Origin of the sequence: Micromonospora sp. DT44 (genome assembly GCF_049841635.1) — a bacterium.
Taxonomy (GTDB): Bacteria; Actinomycetota; Actinomycetes; order Mycobacteriales; family Micromonosporaceae; genus Micromonospora.
In genome coordinates, this window is the sequence record NZ_JBNCKS010000005.1 from 158,920 (window position 1) to 171,239 (window position 12,320).

The window sequence follows — 12,320 nt, forward strand, 5'->3', positions numbered from 1 at the left end:
CCAGAGGTGAATTGACGATGAGCGATTGACTGGGCTCCGGGATACCTCTATAACGTGATACGGGTGGTGATGGATGTCGATCTATTCGCCATGACCTGTGGGGGTGGAGATCCCGCCGACATCCGCCGTCCGCGTTCGAGAAGCCACCCGATGCCCACCGCCCGCGCGCTGCGGGCTCAGCTGCACGGCCCGCGGCGACCCGCCCCTCGGAGACGGCATGACACGTCAGGTCCCCGCCCGCCCCGCCCTGCCCCTACTGCTCATCCTCACCCTCGTCGTCGGCGTGTTCGCCGCACCGGCCCGACCGACGCAGGCCGCCCCGGCCAGGACGCCGCCACTGACCACACCGTGGACCAGCCAGGCGCTGGCCGGAACGCCGCTGCCGGAGTACCCGCGCCCACAGATGACGCGTCCGGACTGGCTCAACCTCAACGGGGAATGGCAGCTACGGCAGTCCGGCACCGACGACGCCCCGCAGTTCAACACCGACCTGCCGGAACGGGTCAACGTGCCGTTTCCCGTGGAGAGCGCCCTCTCCGGTGTCCAGCGGGCCGCCAACGACAACCGCAACTACCTGTTCTACCGACGCACCGTCACCGTCCCGCCGAACTGGTCGGGCCGGCGGACCCTGCTGCACTTCGGCGCCGTGGACTGGCAGAGCACGGTCTGGGTCAACGGCGTACGGGTCGGCGCGCACACCGGCGGCTACGACGCCTTCACCTTCGACGTGACCGCGCAGCTCAACGGCGGCATGAACGAGATCGTGGTGAAGGTGTGGGATCCGACCGACACCCGGCAGAACGGCAGCCTGCCACCGATCGGCAAGCAGACCAAGCAGCCCGGCGGGATCTTCTACACGCCCAGCTCGGGCATCTGGCAGACGGTGTGGATGGAGCCGGTGCCCACGGCGTCGATCAGCAGCGTGGACGTCTATCCGAACCTGGGCGCCAACACCCTGCGTGTACGGGTCTTCACCCGGGGCGACGTGAGCGGGCACAGCGTGCTCGCCGAGGCGTTGAACGGAAGCACCGTCGTCGGCTCCGCCACCGGCGGCTTCACCGACTTCAGCGTCCCGGTGCCCAACGCCCGCCGCTGGTCGCCCGACGACCCGTTCCTCTACAACCTGCGGATTCGCCTGCGCAACGCCAGCGGCGCGACGGTCGACCAGACCACCCACTACTTCGGGATGCGGGAGATCACCACCGGCGTGGTCAACGGGGTGCTACGACCCAAGCTCAACGGCCAGTTCGTTTTCCAGGTCGGCACCCTCGACCAGGGCTTCTGGCCGGACGGCCTGTACACCGCGCCGACCGACGCCGCCCTCGCCTTCGACCTGCAGAAGCACAAGGACCTGGGCTTCAACATGGTGCGCAAGCACATCAAGGTCGAACCGCAGCGCTGGTTCTACCACGCCGACCGGCTCGGCCTGCTTGTCTGGCAGGACATCCCGTCGCTCACCGCGCAGAACATCGACCCCACCGATGCCCAACAGGCGCAGTTCGAGACCGAGGCACGCGAGATCGTCGACGAGCACCGCAGCTCCCCCGCGGTCGTCGCCTACACCCCCTACAACGAGGGCTGGGGCGAGCGCTCCCTGGCCGACACCCGCCGCGTGGCGCAGAACATCAAGAATCAGGACCCCACCCGGCTGGTCAACCCGCACAGCGGCTACAACTGCTGTCAGTCCCTCGGCAACCCCGGCAACGGCGACATCGACGACTGGCACGTCTACCTCGGTCCGGACTCACCCTCGCCGTCGAGCAGCCGGATCGCGGTGCTCGGCGAGTTCGGCGGCCTGGGCCTGCGCGCACCCGGCCACGAGTACAGCCCGAACGGGCAGTTCTTCGCCTACGAGTGGCAGCCCACCTCCGGTGCGCTCACCGACCGGTACGTAGGGCTGGTGGAGGGCGCGCGCAACCTGATGCTCGGCAAGGGTCTCAGCGCCTCGATCTACACCGAGATCGCCGACCAGGAGGGGGAGTTGAACGGCTTCCTCACGTACGACCGGCAGGTGGTCAAGATGGACCAGGCCCGGGTCCGCGCGGCCAACACCGCCCTCGTCGACGCGTCCCGGACGATCGGCAGCTCCTCCCCCGTCGCCCTGCCGGTCGACACCCGGCGTTCGTTGCAGGTGACCACCCCCGGCTACACCAACCGGTACCTGCGCCACCAGAACAGCCTGGTGTACACCGAGGTCGTCGACGCGGGCAGTTCGGCGCTGCTCAGGAACGACGCGACGTACACGATCCGGCCCGGACTGGCCGACGGCGCCTGCTACTCCTTCGAGTCGGTCAACTTTCCCGGTCAGTACCTGCGGCACCAGGATTCCCGGGTCCGCAACTCGCCGAACGACGGGTCCGCGCTCCTGCGGGCCGACGCCACCTGGTGCGCCCGGGTGGGGCTGACCGGAAGTGGCGTGTCGCTGGAGTCGTACAACTTCCGCGGAAAGTACCTCCGGCACTACAACTCGGAGGTCTGGCTGAGTAACGGCACGGGCGGTGACGCCTACAACAGCCCCACCCTCTGGGCGGCCGACAGCACCTGGAACATCGCCGCCCCCTGGGCCCCCTGACCACGACGGATCGCGCTCCGATGATCGGTGCGGGCCGGCGCTGAGCCGCCGGCCCGCATCGACACCAACCAGCGCCGGACCGACACCGACAGCCGCACCTTACATTCGGGAAGCCAGGAACGCCTGAGTCTCTGGATCCGTGGAGTAGAGCAGCACGCCACGCATGCCCCGGGTCATCAGCACCTGGTAGCTGTTGCGAATGAGGTGATCAGCGGCTTCGTCACCTATGGCTGACCGGTTGCGGAAGATCGGATCCTTCGATTCTGAAGGGCGGGTGACGAGTCGACCGTCGCGGGCGACAAGGTCCGGACCGATGATGACGCCTGCCCAGTCGTAGTCGAAGCCCTGGGCGCTGTAGACGGTGCCGATCTGACCGAAGCCGTTGGGGTCGGTTGCCCAGAAGGCAGAACCAGGGGCACCGCCGACGCTGCGTTCACTTCTGGCGTTCCAGGGCCGAGCCCACCCGTCGATCTGCACGTCCGGTACGAGCGAATCGTCCGGCCGGGGGTCGCTCCATGGCCAGCAATAGCCAGCCGACATCCTTGCGGTCTCACCGGCCGCATACCTGTCGGCGAGGAACGCCTCCATCTCTTGCGGCGAGTCGGCCATACGCAGCTCGAAGCGACCGTCCCCGGTCCACTTCCTCGACTCGTCGTCGACGCTGAGCAGGGCTTCGGTCCACTGCACGTAGCTGCGACTGCCGCCCGAGCGAAATTGATCATGCAAGGAGACGATCTCGATGTCCACGTCGTGCCGACTGGCATACCGGGTGATGAGACTCAGACTGCCCACCTCACCAGGCCGCACCACCTGGTCCTCGTCGAGAAGGAAGACCGGCACCCGGGCGGCCTCGATCAACTCCTCGATCTGCGGTCGGGACCGGCCCCGCCGACTCTCCGGGGTGAATCGGTTGATCGAGGTTGCCCGTATGCGGTGGGCCTCATCGCAGATCAACACATCGAGGCCATTCGGCTCGGCCTCCACGAAGCTGTTGAAGTAGCGGAAGAGGTCCCAGAGCCGCTTACTTCCCCGACCGGCGTACCGGCGCAAGGTCTGCGTGAACGACCGCGACCCGGTGGCGTGCAGCACCGAGTGGCCCTGCCGGGTCAGCTCGCCGAGCAGTGACAGGCCGATGACGCTCTTGCCGCTACCTGGCCCACCGGACACCACCACAACCGTCTTACGTTTCGCGCTACTGGCACCCTTCACCGCGCGCAGAACCATCTCGTACGCCACGCGTTGCTCGTCGAGCAGCCTGAAGTACGAGCGCTCCCGCAGTTCCTGGGCTGCGTATACCAGCAGGTGCCTGCGGGGACGTACGGCACTCGCCAGTAGGCGGTCAGCGGCGCCAGCTCCGGAGGCGGACCCGAGGTGAGCGCGCAGGTAGTCGCGGAGCTGTCCCCGTCGTTGCTTGGTGAAGACCTGGCCACGATCGTCGGCACGGCCGGTGAGCAGGTCGCCAACGTCGCGATCCATGGCTCGGTCCAGATACACGGCCCCGCGGATCGAACCGTCCCCGTCAGCGGTCGGCCCCCCGAGAAGGTCACTCAGGTATTCGCAGTAGGTGCCAACCTGCAGGGCGGGATGCAGCCTGTCGCCTACTGAGTGCCCGACCGCCACCAGGGCATCAGAATCCGTTGACGACTGCGCATGCGTCCACTGCTTCAACTCGACAACCACGTACGCGTCACGCCCGGTCTCCGGATGCACACCGGCGAGCACCACGTCGACCTGCCGAGTGCTCAGCGGGAGCTGGAAACCGACAACCATGGAGACCGCGCCGAGCCGAGCGTCCACAAGGTCCTCGGCCAGCACCGCAAGCCGGCGCATCGCCGCGCGGACCGCAGCCGCCAAGATGGGATCCGAGTCGGGGTGGGTGGGCCCGGTGACCGCATCAGGCAGAGCACGCTCGGCGACGAGTCGCGTCAACTCGGCGGCAGAGAGAACGAAGGTGACGCCGGCGAGGGACACCCGATCGCTGTCAGGCGCCGAGGAAACGCCTGTGGTGGCGGTGCTCAGACCGACGCGCTCAGCAGAGGCTCGGGGTCGCAGAGCGTCGGCCGTCCCCGGCGGGGCGCCTCCCCAGAGGAGCGCGGAAACCTCGGCCCTCGTCGGACCGAAGCGTGACCTGGTCAAGGCCGACCGCACGTCCTCCGGCGGCATCGGGCGATCCTGGCGGCGGTCTGAAACCACCCACTCGTTCCAGTCCATCAACCAGGAGAGGGCAGGGAGAGTCGAAAACAGCCCGACCCGCCGAAGGCAGGCACTGAGCGCCGCACGGTGCTCCGGACCGGTTGCCACCCGCAGCGAGCCAGAAAACACCCGCAGCCGGCTACCGGACAGGACCTCGACGCCGGGGGTTGTGCGTAGCGCTGCGCGAAGGCGGTCCCACGAACACCGCAGTTGCACCTGCCCATCCGCCTGATCAGGCAAGGCTACCGTCACGACATCCTTGGCTGAGGTGATCATGAATGCCTTGCCCGCCCGGCCACCCGAGGTGGTGCCTCCGGCACAGAGCATGGCGGCGAACTGCTCGACCTCTTTGATCGGAACCGTAACGAGGAGCGACGCCGCCAGCGGGCGAACAGCCTGCACCGGTAGGGGTAGACATCGATCAGCGATGTCCACCGACAGCTCCCGCGACGCGAGGAGAAGCTGGTTCAGGACAGCGGACTCGACGGCCGCTTGCGGCTCGCTGAGTGCATCGGGCAGCAGCCGCTCGCCGGCAGGCACAGCCGCGACGTGGTTATGAGCCTGCTGGTAGCTCTCGCCGGTGTAGCGGCGACGGGCGCGTGCGAGATCCTTGATCTGGTCGCGGGTCATCGCGTACGCCGACCGTTCGCGGCACCCACCGCGTCTCGGCTCCAGGTCCGCAACTCAGACAGGAGTCGGACCGCCAGGTCCCCATGAGATTGGGGCCGCACCGCGACAAGAAGCAAGATCGGCGCAATACACAGCGCCAGCAGCATGATCGGAAGGTGGGCGATCGCGACAATCAGCGGTCGCACCACGGTGGCCGGCACAGCCGCAAGGTCGAATGAGGGCACGCTCGTCTCCCGTTCCGCTGCCCGGCCAACGGCAATCGAGATAACGCACCTACAACGACAGGGGTGAAACGCGCGGAGGGTGGTACACCCTTCAGTCGCCCTCGCTGGACCCCAGCCGGGAGGTCCATGACGACTTGGTCACCGTGGTTGACCAACAACAGAGTAGCGGTCACGTCAAGTCGATCGATTCGGCGGAACGCTGGGCTGCGTCCTGTCGGCGCGCGGCCGGCCAGAGGGATCGAGGAAGGGGTTGTCGAGAAGCACGGCAGCACGGTGGCCCAGCGCGCACATCGGCCAAGGGTCGACCGGTCGAAGATGCGTCGCTCGGGTCACGTGCTGAGCGGCACGCTTTGCGGACCCAGGAGGGGCTGCGCACCGCTCGGTTGACTCGCAACAGCCCTGAAACTACCGGTTGATAAAGCCGGAATTTTCTGCGAGCCTGAGACATCGATCAGTGTGATCGTTAACATGATCATTTCCCGCACCGGAGGCGCCTCACCCGATCCGCCAGGCCCAATCACGAGCCATCCGACCGCGTCCACCACCGCCCCCACCGCCACCCTTCCGCCGCTGGTCAGGCGGACCACAGTCGCCCGGACAACGCACGCGACCGTCGGCCCGCCCGTGCGACCCCAGCATCGCGACCGCGGCCAGCACAGCGGGTCACCCACCCGAACATCGACCCAGTTCTCCCACCCACCACCGGAGGATCAGCATGGTTTCCCGGCCCCGTCCCCCCGGGCGTACCCGGCTACGAGCGTTCACTCTTTCCGGAACTGCCGCGATAATTGCGGCCCTGGTCGTATCGATGCTGCCCAACCTGGCGCAGGCCGCCGAGACGACTCTCGGCGCGGCAGCGGCCCAGTCCGGCCGGTACTTCGGTGCCGCCGTGGCCGCCAACAAGCTCGGCGACAGCGCGTACACGACGATCCTGAACCGCGAGTTCAACGCGATCACGCCCGAGAACGAGATGAAGATCGACGCGACCGAACCGCAGCAGAACAACTTCACGTTCGGCAACGCGGACCGGATCGTCAACCACGCCCTCTCCCGGGGCTGGAAGGTGCGCGGTCACACCCTGGCCTGGTACTCGCAGCAGCCCGGCTGGATGCAGAGCATGGAGGGCAGCGCCCTGCGCAGCGCCATGCTCAACCACATCAACCGGGTGGCCGGCTACTACAAGGGCAAGATCTACACCTGGGACGTGGTGAACGAGGCGTTCGAGGACGGCAACAGCGGCGCCCGTCGCAACTCGAACCTTCAGCGCACCGGCAACGACTGGATCGAGGCGGCGTTCCGCGCCGCCGACTCGGCCGACCCGGACGCGAAGCTCTGCTACAACGACTACAACACCGACAACTGGACGTGGGCCAAGACCCAGGCCGTGTACAACATGGTGCGCGACTTCAAGTCCCGTGGAGTGCCGATCGACTGCGTCGGCTTCCAGTCGCACTTCAACGCCAACTCGCCGTACAACAGCAACTACCGCACGACGCTGTCCAGCTTCGCCGCCCTCGGGGTGGACGTGCAGATCACCGAGCTGGACATCGAGGGCTCCGGCACGACGCAGGCCAACACCTACCGCAGCGTGGTCAACGACTGCCTCGCGGTGGCGCGCTGCAACGGGCTCACCGTGTGGGGAGTGCGGGACTGCGACTCGTGGCGCTCCAGCGGCACCCCGCTGCTCTTCGACTGCAGCGGCAACAAGAAGGCCGCGTACACGGCCACCCTGGAGGCGCTGAACAGCGCCGGCCCCGGCACCACCCCCACGCCCACGACGCCGGGTCCGACCCCCACCGTCACGCCCACCGTCACGCCCACCACCCCACCCGGCTCGGCCGGTCAGATCGTCGGCACGCAGTCCGGCCGGTGCGTCGACGTGCCGAACGCCTCGACCACCAACGGCACCCGGGTACAGCTCTACGACTGCAACCGGCAGACCAACCAGGCATGGACCTACACCTCGGGCAGACAACTCCAGGTGTACGGAACCATGTGCCTCGACGCCGCAGGCTCCGGCAACGGTTCTGCCGTGCAGATCTACAGCTGCCACGGTCAGACCAACCAGCAGTGGAACCTGAACTCCAACGGCACCATCAGCAGCGTCCAGTCCGGACGCTGCCTCGATGTCTGGAGCACCGCCAACGGCGCCCAGATCCAGCTCTACGACTGCCACGGCCAGACCAACCAGCAGTTCCGGCTCTCGTCCAGCGGCGCGTAAAGCTCGACCAGGGGCGTTCGCCCAGGCAACGCCGGGGCGGGCGGGCTCACCGCACGACGAGCCTGCCCGCCCTTCGTCTTTCCACCACCACCCCCAGGAGGTACCGACAGTGCGAGGACCCGCAGACCGCCCACCGCCCCCGGCGGACACCCCTGCCGACCGCAGGTCGTCCGGCATCCGGGGACGGCTCTTCACGTTGGCCGCAGCCGGGATCGCCGCCGCGGTCGGGCTGCTCACCATCACGCTGGCGACCGGGTCGGCGTCAGCGGCCGACAACCCGTACCAGCGCGGCCCGGACCCCACCCGGACCAGCGTCACCGCCGTGAACGGCCCCTTCGCCAACACGTCGGTCGCCGTCCCGACCGGGTACGGCTTCAACGGCGGCCGGATCTACTACCCGACGGACACCAGCCAGGGCACCTTCGGGGCCATCGCGATCTCGCCGGGCTACACCGCCCTGTTCTCCGCCGAACTGGCCTGGATGGGACCATGGCTGGCCTCGCACGGCTTCGTCGTGATCGGCATCGAGACCAACAGCCGCAACGACTTCGACACGGCGCGCGGCACGCAACTCCTCGCCGCGCTGGACTACCTGACGCAGCAGAGCCCGGTACGCGACCGCGTCGACCCGAACCGGTTGGCCGTCGCGGGCCACTCCATGGGCGGCGGTGGGGCGCTCAGCGCCGCCATGCGGCGTCCGTCACTGAAGGCCGTGGTCGGCATCGCGCCGTACTCGCCGTCGTCGAACCTGGCCACCGACCGGGTACCCACCATGATCTTCGCTGGGCAGTCGGACACGGTGGTCACCCCGTCGTACGCCACAGGTCTGTACAACAGCATCCCGACCACGACCGAGAGCACGTACCTGGAGGTCGCCGGCGCGGACCACGGCTTCATGGTCGGACGGTCGAACCCCGTTCTGGTCCGGACCATGTTGCCGTTCGTCAAGATGTTCGTCGACAACGACGCACGGTACAGCCAGTTCCTCTGCCCGCTGCTGGACAACAGCGGTGTGGTGACCTACCGCAGCACCTGTCCGCTGCTGCCGTCGACGCCGACCACCCCGACGCCGACCACCACCCCGACGAGCAGCCCGACACCGACGCCGACCACCTCGCCCACCACTGGGCCGCCGAGCTCCGCCAGCCAGATCATCGGCGCGCAGTCGGGCCGGTGCGTCGACGTGCCGAACGCCTCGCGCACGAACGGCACGCGGGTCACCCTCTACGACTGCAACCGGCAGACCAACCAGTCCTGGATCTACACCTCGGGCAAACAGCTACAGGTGTACGGCAACATCTGCCTCGACGCGGCAGGCACGGGCAACGGCGCGGCCGTGCAGATCTACAGCTGCCACGGTCAGACCAACCAGCAGTGGAACATCAACTCCAACGGCACCATCAGCAGCGTCCAGTCGGGACGCTGCCTCGATGTCTGGAGCACCGCCAACGGCGCCCAGATCCAGCTCTACGACTGCCACGGCCAGACCAACCAGCAGTTCCGGCTCGCTGCGCTCTAGTGACCGCACCGGGCGGGCTCGGCGTCACGCCGGGCCCGCCCCGCCGTGCGGCGGCGCCGTACTCTCGCGTACCACGAGCGAGGGTACGACCAACGGCAGGGGCTGCGGCACCGTGTCGTCGATGGCCTGGGTGACCGCCGTGATGGCCCGTCGGCCGACCGCGCCGAAGTCCTGCTGGATCGTGGTCAACGGCGGGATCAGGTACGCCGCCTCGGGCACGTCGTCGAATCCGATAACCGAGACATCCTGCGGCACGTGCCGACCACGCTCGTGCAGCGCGCGCAGCACGCCGATGGCCATCTGGTCGTTGGCGGTGAAGACCGCGGTGGTGCCGGGCATCTCGCAGATCCGCAGCCCAGCGAGGTAGCCGCCGTGGGCCATCCAGTCACCCTCGACGGGCTCGGGTGGGCGTACGCCCGCGGCCACCATCGCCGTACGCCAGCCGTCGCGGCGGGCGCGGGCCTCGGCCCAGTTGAGCGGACCGGACACGTGCACGATCTCGGTGTGTCCGAGGCCGAGCAGGTGTTCGGTGGCCATCCGCGCGCCGAGCACCTGGTCGACGCCGACGGTGACGCTCGCCCTGGACAGGTCACCCTCCACCACCACGAAGGGCACCCCGGACCGGGTCATCCGCACCACCTCGAGAGCCTCGTCGTTGCCGGCGATCATCACGACGCCCTCCACGCCGACGCGCATGAGGTGTTCGGTGGCGTCGCTCAGCGCCCGTACCGTCACCTCCGAGAGGCTGACCGAGGTGGCGAAGTAACCGGCGGCCCGGGCCGCGTCCTCGACGCTGCGGTGGATGCTCGTCGGACCGAACAGCGTCCGCGCCGTCCCGATGATGCCGATCATCCCCGAGCGGCCCCGGACCAGCGCCCGCGCGGCCGTGTTGGGGCGGTAGTCGAGTCGCCGGATCGCCTCGAGGACCCGCTCCCGCGTCTCGCGCCGGATCGCGGGCGCTCCGTTGATGACCCGGGACACCGTCTGGTGGGACACGCCCGCCAGGCGGGCGACGTCCGCCATGACCGGGGGCCGATGGGCGGTCGTCACTGCTTTCTCCGCGCGAACTCGCACTGGCGGGCCGTCCGTTCTTCCATGATTCGTTTCCTCGCCCGTCAGTGTGAGTGACGGGGCACGTCACTGCCGCTGCCACCCACCAGGAAGTCGAGGTCGGCCCCACTGTCGGCCTGGAGGACGTGCTCGCTGTACAGCCGTACCCAACCCCGGTCGGCCACCGGCGGCGGCGGCTTCCAGGCGGAGCGACGCTCGGCGAGCTCCGCCTCGTCGACCAGGAGGTCGAGGCGGCGGGTGGCGACGTCGAGCTGGACCAGGTCGCCGGTGCGCACCAGCGCGAGAGGACCGCCCACGGACGCCTCCGGCGCCACATGCAGGACGCATGTGCCGTAGCCGGTGCCGCTCATGCGCGCGTCCGAGATCCGCACCATGTCCGTGATGCCGTCGGTGAGCAGTCGGCGGGGCATGGGCACGTTGCCCACCTCCGGGAAGCCGGGGTAGCCGCGCGGTCCGGCGTTGCGTACGACGATCACCGTGTCCGGAGTGACGTCGAGGTCCGGGTCGTCGGCGGCGACGACGTACTCCTCGATCCGGTCGAAGACGAGCGCCGGGCCGGTGTGCGTGAGGAGGTGGGGGGTGGCGGCGGAGACCTTCAGCACCGCTCCGGACGGCGCCAGCGAACCGCGCAGCACCACGGTGCCCGAGCCGGCGGCCTGGAACGGCTCCTTCATGGTGGCGATGACGTCGGAGTTCCAGCACTGCGCGCCGTCGACGTTCTCGGCCACGCTCCTGCCACTGACCGTGACGTGCTCCGTGTGCAGCAGCGGCGCGAGTTCCTTCATCACCACCGGAAGGCCGCCCGCGTAGGCGAAGTCCTCCATCAGGTACGCCCCGGACGGCATGAGGTTGACGAGCAGCGGAACGTCGGCGGTGAGGGTGTCGAAGTCCTCCAGCGACAGGGGCACGCCGAGGCGTCCGGCGATCGCGAGCAGGTGTACGACCGCGTTCGTGGAGCCACCGATCGCGGCGTTGACCCGGATGGCGTTCTCGAACGCCTCGCGGGTGAGCACCGAGGACAGCCGTTGGTCCTCGCCCACCATGGCGACGATCCGACGACCGGCGGCCTGCGCGAGCGCGTACCGCCGGGAGTCGACGGCGGGTACGGCGGCGGCCCCGGGTAGCTGCACGCCCAGCGCCTCGGTCACACAGGCCATGGTGGAGGCGGTCCCCATGGTCATGCAGTGGCCCCGGCTGCGGGACATGCCGACCTCCGCCTCGGCGCAGTCGGCGGCGCTCATCCGGCCGGCCCGCATCTCCTCGGTGAAACGCCAGACGACCGTGCCCGAGCCGATGTCCTGGCCACGGAACTTGCCGTTGAGCATCGGCCCGCCGGTCAGCATCAGCGTCGGCAGGTCGACGCTCGCCGCCCCCATCAGCAGGCCCGGAGTGGTCTTGTCACAGCCGGAGAGCAGGACCACCCCGTCGAGGGGGTTGGCGCGGACGGACTCCTCCAGCTCCATCGCGAGCAGGTTGCGGTAGAGCATGGTCGTGGGACGCATGAGGGGCTCGCCCAGGCTCATGGCCGGGAACTCCAGCGGCAGGCCGCCGCTCTCCCACACGCCGCGCTTCACCGACTCGGCCAGGTCGCGCAGGTGGGCGTTGCAGGGGGTCAGCTCCGACCAGGTGGTGGCGATGCCGATCACCGGGCGACCGTCGAAGACGTCGTCCGCGAACCCCTGGTTGCGCATCCAGGACCGGTGGATGAACCCGTTGCGGCCTTCGGCGCCGAACCACTGCGCGCTGCGCAGCGGTCGATCTGTCGTCGACATCAGCACACCTCTCTGTCATGCCTCAAGGTCGCTCGGCGCGACCTAGATGATCGATTCCAAGGGATGTGGGACCGCAAGTAGACGCGAGGGCGTCCATGATCGGCGTTGTCTAGGCAAC

6 protein-coding genes are annotated in these 12,320 nt (G+C 68.6%); 3 read left to right on the forward strand and 3 right to left on the reverse strand.

The features are described 5' to 3' along the window. Nucleotides 1-217 precede the first annotated feature (217 nt). Nucleotides 218-2,572 carry an AbfB domain-containing protein gene (locus ACLQ25_RS04865; protein WP_425729458.1) on the forward strand — a complete coding sequence of 785 codons (2,355 nt, stop codon included), beginning with the start codon at nucleotides 218-220 and terminating at the stop codon, nucleotides 2,570-2,572. A gap of 99 nt (nucleotides 2,573-2,671) precedes the next feature. On the opposite strand, the gene ACLQ25_RS04870 is transcribed toward ACLQ25_RS04865, so the two are convergent. Continuing rightward, the gene (locus ACLQ25_RS04870) at nucleotides 2,672-5,395 is read right to left on the reverse strand and encodes a DNA/RNA helicase domain-containing protein (protein ID WP_425729460.1); all 2,724 of its coding nucleotides are present in this window, start codon (nucleotides 5,393-5,395) and stop codon (nucleotides 2,672-2,674) included. Nucleotides 5,396-6,334: 939 nt separating this feature from the next. Here ACLQ25_RS04870 and ACLQ25_RS04875 point away from each other — a divergent pair. After that, on the forward strand, nucleotides 6,335-7,840 hold the full coding sequence (locus tag ACLQ25_RS04875) for an endo-1,4-beta-xylanase (protein ID WP_425729462.1): 1,506 nt from the start codon (nucleotides 6,335-6,337) through the stop codon (nucleotides 7,838-7,840). 109 nt (nucleotides 7,841-7,949) lie between these two features. Continuing rightward, a complete protein-coding gene (locus ACLQ25_RS04880; RefSeq protein ID WP_425729464.1) occupies nucleotides 7,950-9,359 on the forward strand; it encodes a ricin-type beta-trefoil lectin domain protein in 1,410 nt (469 codons plus the stop codon). A 24-nt stretch (nucleotides 9,360-9,383) separates the two neighbouring features. Here ACLQ25_RS04880 and ACLQ25_RS04885 read toward each other — a convergent pair whose 3' ends face one another. Together ACLQ25_RS04885 and ACLQ25_RS04890 are read right to left on the reverse strand one after the other, a co-directional pair. Further along, nucleotides 9,384-10,409, reverse strand: coding sequence for a LacI family DNA-binding transcriptional regulator (locus tag ACLQ25_RS04885; protein ID WP_425729466.1), 1,026 nt, complete (start codon nucleotides 10,407-10,409; stop codon nucleotides 9,384-9,386). 65 nt (nucleotides 10,410-10,474) lie between these two features. Then, nucleotides 10,475-12,202, reverse strand: coding sequence for an IlvD/Edd family dehydratase (locus tag ACLQ25_RS04890; RefSeq protein WP_425729468.1), 1,728 nt, complete (start codon nucleotides 12,200-12,202; stop codon nucleotides 10,475-10,477). Nucleotides 12,203-12,320 lie beyond the last annotated feature (118 nt).